10 protein-coding genes are annotated in these 15,818 nt (G+C 67.6%); 6 read left to right on the forward strand and 4 right to left on the reverse strand.

The window, feature by feature from the left end; genetic code table 11:
• Window positions 1-6: 6 nt before the first annotated feature.
• Complete coding sequence (locus tag ACVBEQ_RS01610) at window positions 7-327, reverse strand: STAS domain-containing protein (protein WP_447151656.1); 321 nt, start codon at window positions 325-327, stop codon at window positions 7-9.
• A complete protein-coding gene (locus tag ACVBEQ_RS01615) occupies window positions 324-1,238 on the reverse strand; it encodes a dolichyl-phosphate beta-glucosyltransferase (protein WP_447151657.1) in 915 nt (304 codons plus the stop codon). The genes ACVBEQ_RS01610 and ACVBEQ_RS01615 overlap by 4 nt, the downstream gene beginning before the upstream one ends.
• Before the next feature lie 247 nt (window positions 1,239-1,485).
• Between ACVBEQ_RS01615 and ACVBEQ_RS01620 the strand changes: the two genes are divergently transcribed.
• The gene (locus ACVBEQ_RS01620) at window positions 1,486-3,897 is read left to right on the forward strand and encodes a hybrid sensor histidine kinase/response regulator (RefSeq protein WP_447151658.1); all 2,412 of its coding nucleotides are present in this window, start codon (window positions 1,486-1,488) and stop codon (window positions 3,895-3,897) included.
• Window positions 3,894-4,589 carry a response regulator transcription factor gene (locus ACVBEQ_RS01625; RefSeq protein ID WP_447151659.1) on the forward strand — a complete coding sequence of 232 codons (696 nt, stop codon included), beginning with the start codon at window positions 3,894-3,896 and terminating at the stop codon, window positions 4,587-4,589. Before ACVBEQ_RS01620 ends, ACVBEQ_RS01625 begins: the two co-directional genes overlap by 4 nt.
• Here the strand turns inward: ACVBEQ_RS01625 and ACVBEQ_RS01630 are convergent.
• Window positions 4,571-4,933 (reverse strand): Hpt domain-containing protein, encoded by a 363-nt coding sequence (locus ACVBEQ_RS01630; RefSeq protein ID WP_447151660.1) that lies wholly within the window; start codon window positions 4,931-4,933, stop codon window positions 4,571-4,573. The two genes, ACVBEQ_RS01625 and ACVBEQ_RS01630, sit on opposite strands and share 19 nt — an antisense overlap.
• A gap of 102 nt (window positions 4,934-5,035) precedes the next feature.
• Between ACVBEQ_RS01630 and ACVBEQ_RS01635 the strand changes: the two genes are divergently transcribed.
• The 4 genes from ACVBEQ_RS01635 to ACVBEQ_RS01650 all read left to right on the forward strand — a co-directional run bounded on the left by ACVBEQ_RS01635 (window position 5,036) and on the right by ACVBEQ_RS01650 (window position 12,896).
• Entirely contained in the window at window positions 5,036-5,698 is a 663-nt protein-coding gene (locus ACVBEQ_RS01635; RefSeq protein WP_447151661.1) for a putative pterin-binding protein, read from the forward strand.
• Window positions 5,695-8,052 carry a PAS domain-containing hybrid sensor histidine kinase/response regulator gene (locus ACVBEQ_RS01640; RefSeq protein ID WP_447151662.1) on the forward strand — a complete coding sequence of 786 codons (2,358 nt, stop codon included), beginning with the start codon at window positions 5,695-5,697 and terminating at the stop codon, window positions 8,050-8,052. Before ACVBEQ_RS01635 ends, ACVBEQ_RS01640 begins: the two co-directional genes overlap by 4 nt.
• A gap of 207 nt (window positions 8,053-8,259) precedes the next feature.
• Entirely contained in the window at window positions 8,260-11,112 is a 2,853-nt protein-coding gene (locus ACVBEQ_RS01645) for a glycosyltransferase family 2 protein (RefSeq protein ID WP_447151663.1), read from the forward strand.
• Entirely contained in the window at window positions 11,112-12,896 is a 1,785-nt protein-coding gene (locus ACVBEQ_RS01650) for a chitinase (protein WP_447151664.1), read from the forward strand. The genes ACVBEQ_RS01645 and ACVBEQ_RS01650 overlap by 1 nt, the downstream gene beginning before the upstream one ends.
• A 30-nt stretch (window positions 12,897-12,926) precedes the next feature.
• Here ACVBEQ_RS01650 and ACVBEQ_RS01655 read toward each other — a convergent pair whose 3' ends face one another.
• Complete coding sequence (locus ACVBEQ_RS01655; RefSeq protein WP_447151665.1) at window positions 12,927-15,626, reverse strand: PAS domain-containing protein; 2,700 nt, start codon at window positions 15,624-15,626, stop codon at window positions 12,927-12,929.
• Window positions 15,627-15,818: the final 192 nt, after the last annotated feature.

Genomic DNA, 15,818 nt, shown 5'->3' on the forward strand with positions numbered 1-15,818 from the left:
GGATCATCATCCCGGCAGGACGGCGCTTTCCGTGGTGAACACCTGGTCCAGCGCCGTCAGTTCGAGGATGATCCGCACCGGGTCCGAGGGGTTCAGCAGCACGAGATCGCCGCCGGTGGCGGCCGCTGACCGCTGCGCGCGCAGCAATTCGGCCAGCGCGCTCGAGTCGACGAACACCACGCTCGACAGGTCGACCCGAACCCTGCAGCCTGGCTCCCCCAGCAGCGCCTGCACCGCGGTCGCGAAGGCGGGGGCCTCGTGCGCGTCGAACCGGCCGGCCAGGCTCATCTCATGCCGGCAGGCGCCTGTCTCGGTGCGGATTCTCATTTCGACTCCTCGTTCTCGATGGCAGTGTTGACCGCCGTGCTGCTGGTGTTCGCGCGGGCTGCGGAATACCGGCCGCGGAAATCGTTGATCCGGATCTTCACCAGATCCACCAGGAATTGCAGGGACACCTTTGCCGCGTCGACGGTGGACCCCGGTGCGTCGATCCATTCGACGGGAACCTCCGCCACCCGCAGTCCCACCTTAGAGCTCAAATACAGCACCTCGAGGTCGAACGAGAAGCTGTCGACGGTTTGCATACCGAACAGCGTCCTGGCGGCGTCCGAAGTGAAGAGTTTGAATCCGCACTGGGTATCTGCGATGGCGACACCGAATCCGGCGGACACCAGGAAACGCAAACCGCGGCTGAGCACCTTTCGCAGCAGGCTCTTGCCGCTGACAGCGGCACCGGCGGCGGCGCGTGAGCCGACGGCCACGTCGTATCCGGCGGCCACTTGCTCGAGCAACCGGTCCACCTGCTCGATGGGCGTCGACTGGTCGGCATCGGCGAACAGCACATAGTCGCCCCGTGCGGCCTGCACCCCGCGACGGACGGCACTGCCCTTGCCCCGGTTCCGATCCGCAACCAGGACGGTCATGTTCGGAAACCGTAGGTCCTGCAACAACTCGACGGTGGTGTCGCTCGAACCGTCGTCGGCGACGATCAGCTCCCACGGCTCGCCGCGGGAACTCATGTGGGTGGCGATGGCGCCGACCGTCGGCAGGATCCGCCATTCCTCGTTGTAGGCCGGAACCACAACCGAGATCACCGGCCGTACGCGGATCGGTGTGGTGATCCACTCCCGGTAGGCCCGATAGGTCGCGCTGCGGGCGGCAGTGTCGACCATCGCGGCGGGCCGTGCCGCCGTGTCAACTGCCGGTGTGACCTTCTCGAGAGTCGCAACGCTGGACATGGCTGTCACCTTTTCTGCGCAATGTTTCGAAGAACGGGGCGATATCAGTGACGGCCTGCCGCCCGAAAGGGTGAGTTCGGAATGCTTTCTTACCTGCACGCCACCCGGGAGTGTGAGGGCCTCCCGTCACCGGGGCGAATCCTCACCGTCTACTGGGAAACTGTTGTCGTTCTGTCCCACGGCACGGTCTGCGGCGGGTCAAGATTTGGTCAACGCGCGTGGACCGCACCGCGGAGGGGGTGATGGCATGACCGACGGCGGCACGCTGAGCGGTGCCGTTGCGGTGCGCCCGCATTCCATTCCGGCCGGCACCCGCAGCCCGGCACCGCACATGCCGTCGTGGGTGGCGATCGTCTTCGTGGTCGGTGCTGCGTCGAGCATTGCCTATCTCGCGTCGACGTTGATGAGCGGAAGGGCCGAGCGGCCCGGTTGGTGGGACACCTGGTTCTACATCGGCGTCGAATTGCTCCCGGCCTTTCTCATCGCGATGCGCCTGCTGTACGACGACCGCGAGCGCCTCTCGTGGGGACTCCTGGGTCTCGCCACGTTGTGCATTCCGCTCGGTGACGCCGTCTCCTCCATCGTTGCCGAACCCAACGACCAGGAAACGCCCCTGCTCACCTACCTGCTCTACGGCGGGTTCGTCGTGTTCGCATTCGTCAGCCTGGTGCTGTCGCTGCGCCGACGATTGCCGGTGGCGCCCACCGCGGTCTGGCTCGACGGGCTCATCGCTGCGGTGGGACTCACCGCCGCCGGTGCAGCACTCCTTCTGGAACCGGTTTCGCAATTCGCCGTCGAACCCGACGAAGTGGCAGCCGCCCTCACCTACCCGCTGGGAATGGTGCTGCTGCTGGCCATGCTGTTGGGAGCGCTGACCGTTCTCGGCCGCCGCCCCAGCCGCGTGTGGTGGATGATGACCATCGCCTATTCCTCGGTGGCGGTTGCGAACGTATTCCTGGTGCAGGACATTGCGGCCGGCACCTACATGCGGGGCGTCCCGGCGGACGCCGTCTGGCTCGGAGCCCTGCTGCTCCTCGCGCTGTCCGTCTGGAACGCGGGCGTGCCGGTGTCCGGTCCGCCTGTCCCGTCTGCCATCTCGCTGACCATCCCGGCCATCGCCTCGGTCGCCGCGCTGCTGGTCCTGGTGGCCGATCAGTTCTCCCGGCGGCCGATGCTCGCCGTCGTGCTGGCGTTCGTCACGCTGATCCTCGGCACCGTCAGGATCGTCCTCGCCGTCCGGGACACCGTCGCTGCCAACCGCAAAGAAGTCGAACTGCGCCGCAGCCTGCAGGTTGCCCGGGATGAGGCACTGGCGGCCACTGAGGCGAAATCGGAATTCCTCGCCATGATGAGCCACGAGTTGCGGACTCCGATGACCGCTGTGATCGGGATGACGGAACTGCTGCTGGCCACCGACCTCGATGACGAACAGCGCTCCTACTCCGAGACCATCGACCGGGGCGGCAATCTCCTGCTTTCCGTCATCAACAACGTGCTGGATTTCTCGAAGATCGATTCGGGCCAGCTCGTCCTGGAGCAGAGCCCGTTCGACCTCGCCGAGGCCGTCGACGGCGTCGTCGAACTGCTCGCGTCCTCCGCCGCGGCCAAGGGGTTGAAGATCACCGCCGAACTGGATCCCGGCTGCCCTCGGCGGCTCACCGGTGACGTCACCCGGTTCAGCCAGGTCCTGCTCAATCTCGCTGCGAACGGCGTCAAGTTCACCCGCCGCGGGGAGGTCGCGATCCGGGTGTGGCGGGTGCTCGACGAGCCGGGACCGCACGATTCGGGATCGCACGAGTCGGGTCCGCACGAGTCCGGATCACACCCGGTGGCGGGCACGGCGCGGCTGCGGGTGGTTGTCACGGATACCGGCATCGGCATCGACACGGACCGGCAGGCGACGTTGTTCAGTCCCTACGTCCAGGCGGACGCGTCGGTCACCCGCAAGTTCGGCGGCACCGGTCTCGGCCTGGTGATCAGCAGGGAAATCGTCCGCGCGATGGGCGGCGACATCTCACTCAGCAGCGTGCCCGGCGTCGGCTCCACTTTCGCCTTCACCGTCGAGATGCCGGTCGCAGCAGACACTGTCGGTGCTGCGGTACCCGACGCGGCGGCAGCGGAGCAGGCACCCCCGCGCGCCGATCAGCGGCCATCCCGCAGTCTGCGCATCTTGCTCGCAGACGACAACGCGGTCAATCTGCGGCTCGGTGCGGCCATGATCCGCAGGTCCGGTCATCAGGTCGACACCGTTGTCGACGGTCTGGCAGCGCTTCGCGCGGCGTGCGACGGGGACTACGACGTCATCCTGATGGACGTGCACATGCCGGAACTGGACGGGCTCGAGGCCACCCGCCGCATTCGCGCCCACCCGCTGCGGCAACCCCGGATCATCGCGCTGACCGCCACCACCGCGGCGGCCGACCTGTCCAAGTGCAGGGAAGCGGGCATGGACGATTGCCTGAGCAAACCCCTCCGCGGCCGGGATCTCGCTGCCATGCTCGCGCAGGAGGAGCAGCGCGCGACTGCCCGCGGACCGCACGCCCGTTCCGACGCCGACCTCGAGACGGTTCCACCGACCCGTTCCACTCCATCGACACGTTCCACTCCATCCTCACTTTCTAAAAAGGCACTCTCAACAGCACCGGAGGGCACCCGATGACGGACCGCACCGCGCAACGCCGGGCGCTGCTCGTCGAGGACACCGAGGAGTATGTGCGGGTCGGCACCCGCCTTCTCGAGAACGAAGGCTATGACGTCTCTGTCGCCCGGGACGGGGGCACCGCGGTGCAGATGGCGAAGTCGGACACCCCCGAACTCATGCTGCTGGACATCAGCCTCCCCGTCCTCGACGGGATCGAGGTGTGCCGCCGCGTTCGTGAATTCAGCGATGCCTACGTCATCATGCTGACCGCCCGTGACGAGGAATTCGACCGCGTGCTCGGGTTGGCGGTGGGTGCCGACGACTATGTCACCAAACCATTCTCGGCCCGCGAATTGTCGATGCGGATCAAGGCCATGCAGCGTCGCCCGAGGGCCCCGGTGGCGAGGGCGGAGATCCGCGACTTCGGCGATCTGACCATCGACCCGACTGCGCGGGAGGTCAGGGTGAACGGTGATCTCGTGGAGCTGACCCGGATCGAATTCGACCTGCTCGACACGCTGGCGGCGGCGCCTCGGCGGGCGTTCGGTCGCAGGGTGCTGATGGCGGACGTGTGGGGCCAGGACTGGTTCGGCGACGATCATGTGGTCGACGTGCACCTGGCGAACCTGCGCCGGAAGATCGGCGAGCCGGCGGCGCGGTCGCGGCACATCACCACTGTTCGCGGAATCGGCTACCGGTTCGATCCCTGATCCGAGAGCCATTGCCGGAGATCGGCTTCCGCGCGATGAACGGACGAGGTCCAGAGGTCGACCAGCACCATGATGCGATCCAGGTCCTCCGTCGCGGCCTGCTGCTCGAGCACGCGGCACGCGTCCGCCAGTTCCATCGCTCCGAGCATCGCGCTGGCCGAGCCGAAACTGTGCGCGGACTCCTCGATCAGCATCCGGTCCTCGGTCCGGACCGCGTGGTGCATCATCGCCGCGCGTCCGGGAAGTTCCTGCAGGTAGACCCCGACCGTCTGCCGGAGGAACTCCGGGTCGCCGAGATCGTCGCCGAGTTCGGTCAGCCGGCCGGCATCGAAGGAAATGGACATACGGCTCATCCTGCACCGTGGGTGATGCCCGATCGGGCTTCTTGAACATATCTTGAGGATCGCCATAACGCAGCTTGGTGACCTCCGCCTTGACTGGGCACCATGAACCGGACCCGAATCGCCGTACTGGCGGCGTCAACCCTGTTGGCCCTGTCAGCGGTGGCCGGCTGCGCGGCGACGGCACCGGCGCCGGCCGCCGCACCCTCCGAGACCGGCACCGAACTGGCGTCGGTGGGTCAATGGCTCGACCGGGGCGGCTGCCGCATCCTCGGCGACCCGACGGCGCTCACGGCACCGGTCACTGAAGCACCCCCCGCACCGCGGCCGACCGGATCGGCCGCGGGCGACAGCCAGATCGTGCTGACCGTCAGGGGACTGCGGAACGGCACCGCGAGAACAGCACCGCTGGATCTCGCCTATCTCGACGCCCTGCCACAGGTCGAGTGCACCGTCGACGACAGGCTGGCCGAGGGCCGGCAGGCCACCTTCCGCGGCGTGCTGCTGTCCACGGTCCTGTCGGCGCTCGGCGTGCAGGACGCGACCGTGCTGCGGGCCGATGCGCTCAACGACTACTCCGTCGACCTGCCGATGTCCGACGTGACCGAGCTGCCGGTGCTGCTGGCCACCCGCCTCGACGGCCAGCCCATGACGGTGGCGCACTACGGGCCGCTGCGGGTGATCTACCCGACGACCGGCTACGACCTGGATCCGACCGTCTACGACCCACGGCGCATCTGGCAACTGTCCGCGATCACTGTCACATGACTCCGCCCGCAGCCCTGTCCGGCCTACCCTCCTCCGGGGAATGGTTGCGGCGGAATACGTCCCGGCCACCCCGTTCGACCCCGCGGGCGGTCGGCGCCGTGCTGCTCGCACTGGCGATCGTGATGCTGCTCGCCACCACGGGCCTGGGAATTCTGGTGGTCCAGCAGACCGGCACCCTGCGCAGCAGTGTCGCCTTCACCCAGGAAGCGGTGGACGCCAACGTCCGGACGCTGGGGCAGGCCCAGCGTGAACTGCTCCGGCTCCGCGCGCTGCTCATCGTGGCTGCCCCCGACGCCGCGGCGATCGGGCTGACCCAGTCGTTCGTCGACCAGCGCCTTCAGGAAGGTGCCCTGCCCTATCAGGGGCAGACACTCGGGTCGGACGAACTGCTCAGCCGGTCAGCGGATCTGGCCGCGCAGTGGACCGCTGAGGTCCGGCCGGCCGTGGCCGCGGCCGTGGCGTCCGACGACCCTGCGGCACTCGCCGCGGCGGCCGACCGGGTCGCAGAACTCGAGAAGAACTACAACCAACTCGTCAGCGACGGTGAGATCAACCGCAAGATGCGTGCGGGCAAGGCCAACGAGGAAACCCGCCAACTGCTCGGGCAGACCGACAGGCTGATGTTGTTCCTGGCTGTCACCGCCGGCGGATTCCTGGTGTTCCTCGCCGTCGCCGGGTACGCCTCGCAGCGGTCGCGCCGGCAACGCGAGAAGGCTGCCGCCGAACTGGTCGCCCTGAACGCCGAATTGCGCACCCACGCACTGGTCGTGCACGCGACCGACAACCTTGTCGTCATCACCGATGCCGACGGCCGCATCGAATGGGTCAACGATGCCTTCGCCCGCACCACCGGGTATTCGCTGGAGGCGGCGCACGGCCAATGCCCCGGTCGACTCCTGCAGGGGCCCGCGACCGATCCGGCGACCGTCGCCGTCATGCACGACGCCGTCCTGGCCGGCGAGGATTTCGCGGTCGAGGTCCTCAACTACACCGCGACCGGCCGCCCGTACTGGGTGCACATCGAAGCGCACGCCGTTCACGATGACGCGGGACAGGTCAACCGCTACGTCGCGATCCAGACGGATGTGACGGACCGCCGGCTGATGGAACAACAGCTGCGCGACGCGACCGATACTGCACTGAGCCTGGCCCAGGAGAAGTCGGCCTTCCTGGCCACGATGAGCCACGAGATCCGCACCCCGCTGAACGCCGTGCTGGGCGTCACGGCCCTGCTGAAGGACACCGAGCTCGACGAGGAGCAGCAGGAGTACGTCTGCACGGCGCAGCGCAGCGGAAACCTGTTGCTGGCACTGGTCAACGACATCCTGGACTTCTCCGCTCTGGATTCCGGCCGGATCGAGATCGAGAGCAGGCCGTTCCTGGTGCGCTCCCTGATGGCCGACGTCACCTCGTTGTTCGCGACCACGGCCGCGGCCGCCGGCCTGGAACTGACCGTCGAAGTCCAACCCGACGTCCCGGCGGCGGTCGAATCCGACGAGAACCGCATTCGTCAGGTCCTTCTTAACCTGATCGCCAACGGCCTCAAATTCACCCGGGACGGCGGTGTACGGGTCGTTGTGGGGTTCGCTCCCGGCCCCGACGGGGGTGCCCTGCGGTTCTCCGTGCAGGACACCGGCATCGGCATCGCGGCGGACCGGCAGGAGCGCATCTTCCTGCCGTTCACCCAGGTGGACGCAACCACCACCCGCACCTACGGGGGAACGGGTCTCGGCCTGTCGATCTGCCGGCTGATCGCCCAGCACCTGGACGGCACACTGGAGCTGACGAGCATGCCGGGACGCGGGTCGACCTTCACCTTCACGGTGCCTGTCGGACCGGCCGGGGACGCCGAGCTGCCGGTGGATATCACCCGGCCTGCGCACGTGAGCCGGCCTTCGGACGAGACCCGGCCCGGAGACGTTACGCCGCCGGTGACGGAGTTGGCCGTCCTGCTGGCCGAGGACGACGCGACCAACCGGATGGTGGCCCTGCGCATGCTGAGCCGCCTCGGCGTCCGGGCGGATGTCGCCGTCGACGGCCAGGAGGCGGTCGATGCCGTGCGCGGCAGGAACTTCGACCTCGTCCTGATGGACGTCCACATGCCCCGCCTCGACGGCATCGCGGCCACCGCCCGGATCCGCGAACTGACCGCAGCGGCCGCGCGGACGCCGCGGATCGTGGCGGTCACGGCCAACGCGCTCGAGGGCGACAGCGAGCGGCTCATCGCGGCCGGGATGGACGGCTATCTGAGCAAACCCGTCACGGCCGGAGCGTTGAAGGCCCTGCTCTCCGCCGTCGCCGCCGGGGAAGCCATGCCTGGCACGCGACCCCCGCAGACGATCCAGGCGTCATAGCCCGTCTCAGCGATGAAACCGGTGTGCAGCATCGCGTCGGGCGGCGATTCGAGCGCTGTCGTCCGTTTCGCCAGGATTCGGTACGTCCAATCGACATGCCGCGCTATAGACTGAAGGAACGAATATCACCCGTCCGGCGGAGTATCTTCTCTTCGGTCGCGCTCTCCCGCGCGGCCGCATCCCCGGCGGCTTCGAGCAGGAGAGCTGATGAGCGTCGCGCTACCCACTCGCCCACCCGCTGAACCCGTTCAGCCGCCGCGCCGCCAGTGGGGTGCGGACAAGCGGACCGAGCCGCTGCCACCGGTCGCCCCACAGGCCAGCGACGCGCGGATGGCGATGGGCCGGATCGCGATTGTCTTCACCGTTCTGGCGTGGTTGGCGTACGTCTTCTCCTACTTCTTCACCGGCATCATCAACAACTCGTACCAGGGCAACCCCCGCTTCCTGTGGGAAACGATCACCTACGTCGCCATCACCTCGTTCCTCGCCCTTTCCTCCCTGCTGTACCTGGTTGCGAGGCAGGGAGCCCTGTACCGGACCAGGGCTCACCGCCGCGTCCCGCGGGCCGTCATCGACGACTCCTTCGACAAGCACCAGCCGACGATGACCGTGCTCGTCCCGTCCTACCGGGAAGAGATCGCGGTGGTCCGGATGACGCTGCTGTCCGCGGCGCTGCAGGAATACCCGCAGATGCGGGTGGTCCTGCTGCTGGACGATCCGCCGAATCCGACAGCGGCGTCGCACAAGGCATCCCTGGAAGGCGCCCGGCAGTTGCCGGCCGACCTGATGGAATGGCTGCGGGTCCCGCGCGAGCGGTTCAACGCCAGCCTCGACACATTCGAGACCTGGTGCGAGATCGAGGCCGACCTCGACGAGGAGCGAGCTGACGACGCCTTTCTCGATGACGGCCTGCACGGCGGGGACGCCGATGGCGAGCCGAAGCCGGAGACCTCCGTCGACCAGGTGCTGGAATTGGCGCGGCAATACCGCTGGGCAGCGGATTGGCTCCGCACGCGCGTCGCGGAGGAAAGGGTCACCGACCACGTCGACAAATTCTTTGCCGACCAGATTCTCGGTGTGCTCGCCACCGATTTCGCCGATGTCAGCCAGGCGTTGATGACGGCCGCGTCGGAGGAGGCGCTGATCCCGCGCAAACGGATGCTGCAGCTCTACCGCCGGCTGGCCTGGACGTTCCGCGCCGAGATCACCTCGTTCGAACGGAAGTTGTACTCGTCGCTGTCCCAAGAGGCCAACAAGGCGATGAACCTGAACAGCTACATCGGGCTGATGGGACACAGTTTCCACATCCGGACGACACCGGACGGTCAGGTTCTCGCGCCGGCGGCGAACTCCGACGGCGAACTGGTGATTCCCGACGCCGAGTATCTGCTGACGCTGGACGCCGACAGCATCATCCTGCCGGAATACTGCTTGCGACTCGTCTACGTCATGACGCAGCCGGAGAATGCGCGGCTCGCCGTCATCCAGACGCCGTACTCGGCCTTCCCCGGCTCGGCGAGCCGGATGGAGCGGCTGTCCGGCGCGACCACCGACCTGCAGCACATCGTGCACCAGGGAATGAGTTATCACGGCGCCACATTCTGGGTCGGCGCCAATGCCGTCATCCGCAAGCGCGCGCTGGACGACATCGTCGAGATCGAACACCAGGGCGGTTTCGAGATCCGCCGCTATGTCATGGACCGCACGGTCATCGAGGACACAGAGTCCAGCATCGACCTCGCCATTCACGGCTGGAAGCTGCTGAATTACCCGGAGCGGCTGAGCTATTCCGCCACCCCGCCAGATTTCGGGTCGCTGTGCATCCAGCGCCGCCGCTGGGCCAACGGCGGGCTGATCATCATGCCCAAGCTGTTCGTGCTCCGGAAGGCCCGGCTCAAGCGCGCCGAGAGCAACAAGACGATCGAAACCCTCTTGCGAGTCAATTATCTCGCCTCCACGTGCTGGAGCAGCATCGCCCTGGTGCTGCTGCTGGCCTACCCGTTCAACAGCCAGTTGCTCAGCCCGCTCGTGCTGATGGCCGCCGCGCCCTACTTCATGGCGATGTCGTCGGATCTCAAGCGGTGCGGCTACAAGCGGCTGGACATCTTCCGGGTCTACGGATTCAACCTGATCCTGCTGCCCGTCAACCTGGCCGGCGTGGTGAAGTCGGTCCAGCAGGCCGTCACCGGAAAGCGGATCCCGTTCGCCCGCACACCCAAGGTCGCGAACCGCACCGCCACACCGCTGTTGTTCGCCATTTCCCCTTTCATCATCATCGTCTTCTCCGCGGTGACCGTTTGGCGTGATGTCAACAATCAATTCTGGGGCAATGCCGCTTTCGCCGCCTTCAACGCGCTGACCGCGAGCTACGCGCTGTTCGCGCTGATGGGCGCCTCCAACGCGCTGGTCGACATCTGGCTGGGTTTCGTCGAGCGGCTGTACGTCACCGACAAGGCCAGCAAACCGAAGGTCGCCGTGCGGCGTCGCCGCAAGGAGACCTTCGAGCCGACGAAACCGACGTGGGAGGACGTGCTCTACCGGGGCGCTCCGGCGACGGCGACCGGGGAGCACATCTCGGACGGCACGGGCATGTTCCGCATCCTGGCCGAGGTTCCCGAGCCGCCCGTGAAGTACAACCGGCGGGCGAGCGACCGGGCGGGCGGCGGCGACGGGCAGGGGTACCGCAGGCGTGCGACCGACCGGGTGGACGGCGGCCAACGGGCAGGCGACGCCGGCGACCGGCGCGGCGACCGGGTCAATGCCGGCAGCCGGGCGGGCGATCGGGCGGGCGACCGGGTCGGCGAGAACGCCGGCAACCGGGCGAGCGACCGCGAAACCGGGGCGCACCGCAACGGCGGGAGCGCCGGTCGCCGGGTCAGCGACCGGCCCAACGCCGGCAACGGCGACGGCGGCCGGGCCAGCGACCGACTGACCGGTGCTGGCGATCCGATCCGGACCGGCGACCGGGTGGCCGGCAAGGGCACCACCTGGAACGACGACACCGACCCCAAGGCCGCCGACCGGGTCGAGGTCCCCGTCACGACCGCAAGGGACTCCTGATGAGTGACGACCGCATCGTGGTCGACGACGAACCTGCCGTCGAGCCCGCACCGGACGCGGCTGCCGAAACCGCGGCCGGCGAACCGCAGGTGTCCGACGCACCCGCTGCCGAGGCCGGCGACGCGCTTCCGCCGGACACCGACGTGACACCACCGCCCCCTGCCGGGCCTCCGCCGGTAGAGGCCACCCCGATGCCCGCCATGTCGGGGCCGGCGGGCAGCGGACGACACCTGTCCTGGTTCCGGGTGTTCCTGGTCTTCGCCGTTGTCGCCGGCGGTATCTCGGGGTGGTGGTGGTTCAACCGCCACCAGGAATCGGTCGCTGGTGCACCGGTGCCCGACGCGTGGTTCGCGCCCTATGTGGACGTGACGTCGACCCCGACGTACCCGTTCGAGAGCCCGACGACCGGGCAGCCGACGTCAGCGGTGCTGGCCTTCGTGGTCAGCGCACAGGACAAGCCGTGTGAACCCAGTTGGGGCGGCGCGTACACGATGGCCGCGGCGGGCGGCGAGCAACTGGACCTGGACCGGCGGGTCGCCCGGCTCCGCCAGCTCGGCGGCGAGGTGACCGTGTCGTTCGGCGGGGCCGCGAACTCCGAGCTGAGCATCGGGTGCACCGATGTCAAGGACCTGACAACCGCGTACCAGTCCGTCATCGACCGCTATTCCGCCACCGAGATCGACCTCGACATCGAGGGTTCGGCCGCGTCGGATTCCGCGGTCAACAAGCGGCGGGCGGAGGCGATGTTGGCGATCAGCACCAAGGCGACCGCCGCGGGAAAGCCGGTCGCGATCTGGCTGACGCTGCCGGTCGGCGAGCAGGGCCTGGTCGCCGAGGGGCTGGCCGTGCTCAACTCGATGGTCGCGGCGAAGGTGCCGCTGGCCGGCGTCAACGCGATGACGATGGACTACGGCGTACCGCTGCCCGCCGGCCGCAGCATGGCCGACCAGGGCGAACTGGCCCTCACCGCGCTGATGGGACAGCTGCAGGACGTGTACAAGGCGGCCGGCACGGACCTGTCCGACGCGCAGGCATGGCAGATGATCGGGGCCACCCCGATGATCGGGCAGAACGACATTCCTGACGAGGTCTTCGGTCTCGACGACGCGAAGCAACTGGTCTCGTTCGCGCAGCAGGTCAAGCTGGCCAGGCTGTCGATGTGGTCGGCGAACCGTGACCAGTCCTGCGGTCCGAACTACCCCGACGTCAAGGTCGTGTCGGATGCCTGCAGCGGCATCGACCAGTCGGTCGGTGAGTTCACCAGCATCCTGCGCACGTTCGGCGGCGACGCCCCGGCGGCCGCGACCTCGACCGCGGTGACAGCAACCGGATCGGCGTCCGCCTCGGCCACCGCGACGGCATCGTCGGGTGCGACGACCACCACCGGCGCCATCGACGACCCGGCGAAATCGCCGTACCAGATTTGGAATCCGAACGTGGGATACCCCAAGGGCAGCAAGGTCGTCTGGCACAAGAACGTCTACCAGTCGAAGTACTACTCGGTCGGCGACCAGCCCGACACCCCTGTCGCGTCAGCAGATCTCACCCCGTGGACGCTGATCGGCCCGGTGCTGCCCGGGGACACCCCGGCGCCGACACCGACGTTGCCGGCGGGCACCTACCCCGACTGGAGCCCGAAGGAGATCTACGTCGCCGGCAGCCGGGTGCTGCTCGACGGCATCGGCTGGCAGGCGAAGTACTGGACCCAGGGCGACAAGCCGGGCACGATCCCGCTGACCCCCGACGACGATTCGCCGTGGCAGTTGATCCAGTCGCCGAAGTGACGGCAGCGAACACCCAGGGGTGTTCGCGCCTCAGGGGGTGTTCGCGTCCAGGATCCGGAGGATCTCGCTCACATCGAACGGCTGGCTGACAAATCCCTGGGCGCCCAGGACGCGCAGCCGGGTGAGGTCGTCACGACCGGCGTCGGCGGTCATCACGAAGACGGGGATGTGCTCTGTTCTGGTTCGACTGCGCAGCGCGCGGAGGAGATCGACCGCGCTCATGTCGGGGATCCGGATGTCCATCATGATCAGCTGTGGGTCGAGCGTCGCCGCCAGTTCGAGCCCGCTCGCACCGTCGGCGCAGTGGTGGAACGACCAGGCCGGGCGTTTGCGCAGGATTCGACGGACCAGGTCCGCGCTGGACGCGCTGTCCTGGATGTAGAGGACCTTCGGATGCGCAACGGGAAGGTGAAGGGCGCCGCCGGAACTGTCTGAGGGCGCGATCGGCATGCGGACGGTGAAGACACTGCCCCGGCCCGCTGTGCAGGTGACGTCCAGTCGGCCGCCCATGACGGACACCAACCGCTGCGCCAGGGCCAGCCCGATCCCGGTTGCACCCATGCCGGACCCGGGCACGGCCTGACGATCGGACTCGCCGAACAACCGGGGGATGTCCTCGGCGCGGATCCCGATTCCGCTGTCGGTGATCGACACCATCACCTCGGTTGCCTGCAGGGCGCAGGTGACCTCCACCTGCCCGTCCCGTTGGTTGTACTGGACCGCGTTCGACAGCAGGTCGTTGAGGACCTGACGCAACCGACGCCGATCGGCCACCACCACCAACACGGCCGCAGCTTCCGGCAACTCGGCAGTGATGCCGACACCACCGGCGACTGCGATCGGTGTGACCGACGCGATGGTCTCGCGCAGTAGTTCGCCCACGTCGACGATCTCGGCCGACACCTCGAGACCGTCGCCGATGCGCGGGTCGTCGAGCAGATCATTGATCATGTTCAGCAAGTTTCGTCCACCGCGCAGAATGTGCCCGACAGCATCCGATTCCGGGCCGGGCGCCACGTCACCGTCCAGCAGGTGTTCGAATCCGAGTACCGCATTCAGCGGTGTCCGGAGATCATGGCTGATGCGCGAGAGGAATTCGCTCCTCGTCAGAATGGCCAACTCGGCTTTTTCTCGCGCCGACTGAGCCGCCTGCTCGGCGGCCTTTCGATCCGTGATGTCCTCGATGGTCCCGGCCGCCATTGCTGGGGATCCCGGCTCGGCCGGAATGGGATGGCTGGTCGCCCGGACCCACCGGGTACCACCTGAGTCCAACATGACCCGCATCTCGGCCTGAGCCGACATTCCGGACATGGTCCGTTTCCAGTAGTCGACCAGCACTCCGTCCCGGTCGTCCGGGTGAAGGCGGTCGACCGCTTCCTGCACCGTCGCGTCGTCGGCGACAGTAGGGTCGTAGCCGATGAGCTCGATATACCGGGAATTGACGTAGAGAAACCGGTGGGGTTCGAGCTGGCGAAGACTGATCCCCACATCGATGGCATTCGCGGCCCGCCGGAAGCGTTCCTCGCTCGACCGGACGACCATCTCCGCTTCCCGCACGGCGGTGAATACTTCCGCCGCAACGGCCAACCGGCTCACCACGCCGTCGGCGTCGACAATCGGATTGGCGGTGAACCGGACCCAACGCTGCCGGCCGTCGGGGTGAGTGATCCGCAGATCACGCTGCACCCGTCCGCCCGATTCGACCAGCAGAACGGCATCAGCCAGTGCTTCCCGATCGTCGGGATGAATCAGCTGCCGCAATTCCAGGAAATCCGGGGTCGGTCCGGCCGGGTCGAATCCGAAGATCCGCAGAAATCCGGGACTGACATAGACGATGCGCTGGTCCGACACCTGCTGCAGCAGGAAGCCGATCTCGATGGTGTCCGCCATCTCGAGCATGACCCGCTGACTGTCCCGCAACGTCGTCTCGACGTCCTTGAGCGCTGTGATGTCCTCGAGCGTCACCGCCAGCTCCGTGGTGGCACCGTTGGCCACGCTGACCTGTCCGGTGGACATCCGCACCCAGCGGATGTCGCCGTTCGCTCCCGCCATGGGCACTTCTGCGGTGGTGAAAGGCTGACCGCTGCCGATTGTGACCAGCGCGCGCCGCAGCGTCTCGCGGCCATTGACCACGGCGGTTGACCCTGTCGTGGGTGCGCCGACCTGCGCTGGCTGCATCTCGTCCGTTCCGACCATCTCGTCGGCGCCGACCATCTCGCGGAATGCTGGGTTGGCGTAGATGTACTCGGGTGGATCAATCCGTATCAGGCCGACACCCACGCGGGTCGCTTCGGCGATCCGCAGCAGCCGCTCGGACCCTGCACGCGAGGATTCGGCCCGCTCCCGCTCGGCCGTCATGTCGTGGATGGACACGACGGTGCTGGGACCCGCAGCAGTCGAGACCGGAGCACACCGCACCTCGACATGGATGTCACGGCCGGACTCGTGCCGGAACACTGCAGGTGTGCCTGGAGCGCCCCCCGCTCCGACCGCGAAGTCCAGGGTGGCCGGCGCACCCGCCGAATCCCCGCCACCAGGACGCAGGAAGGCGGAAAGTCGGCGTCCGACAAGGCAATGGACCGGTCGGCCGAACATCCGCTCCGCGCTCGCGTTGACGCCCGTGATGACGCCGTGGGCGGTCAACACCACCAGCGGTTCGGGAACGGCATCGAAGAGATAGGGTGCGGCCGCCTCGCGGAATCCCATGTCGGACGGACCTGTCAACGTCATCGCCACTCCCCCTGGGTGGCCCGCGTCTGCCGGGCCGGAGACCGCAGCGCTGCCCTTGACCGGCAGTCCGCACTGTCGGTTACAAACTCTCGCTGTGCGTAATCGTCCTCATTGTGCGCCCCGGTAAGGGTCTTCGACGACTCGGGCCGTTGGTGCAATCGTGTACACCTCGACCCGATCGAGCGGCCCGCC

The sequence above is a fragment of the Nakamurella sp. GG22 genome (assembly GCF_052976845.2).

Coding starts and splice junctions, on each gene's coding strand:
- ACVBEQ_RS01610 (WP_447151656.1), bottom strand. CDS start 327: ATGAGAATCCGCACCGAGACAGGCGCCTGCCGGCATGAGATGAGCCTG.
- ACVBEQ_RS01615 (WP_447151657.1), bottom strand. CDS start 1,238: ATGTCCAGCGTTGCGACTCTCGAGAAGGTCACACCGGCAGTTGACACG.
- ACVBEQ_RS01620 (WP_447151658.1), top strand. CDS start 1,486: ATGACCGACGGCGGCACGCTGAGCGGTGCCGTTGCGGTGCGCCCGCAT.
- ACVBEQ_RS01625 (WP_447151659.1), top strand. CDS start 3,894: ATGACGGACCGCACCGCGCAACGCCGGGCGCTGCTCGTCGAGGACACC.
- ACVBEQ_RS01630 (WP_447151660.1), bottom strand. CDS start 4,933: ATGTCCATTTCCTTCGATGCCGGCCGGCTGACCGAACTCGGCGACGAT.
- ACVBEQ_RS01635 (WP_447151661.1), top strand. CDS start 5,036: ATGAACCGGACCCGAATCGCCGTACTGGCGGCGTCAACCCTGTTGGCC.
- ACVBEQ_RS01640 (WP_447151662.1), top strand. CDS start 5,695: ATGACTCCGCCCGCAGCCCTGTCCGGCCTACCCTCCTCCGGGGAATGG.
- ACVBEQ_RS01645 (WP_447151663.1), top strand. CDS start 8,260: ATGAGCGTCGCGCTACCCACTCGCCCACCCGCTGAACCCGTTCAGCCG.
- ACVBEQ_RS01650 (WP_447151664.1), top strand. CDS start 11,112: ATGAGTGACGACCGCATCGTGGTCGACGACGAACCTGCCGTCGAGCCC.
- ACVBEQ_RS01655 (WP_447151665.1), bottom strand. CDS start 15,626: ATGACGTTGACAGGTCCGTCCGACATGGGATTCCGCGAGGCGGCCGCA.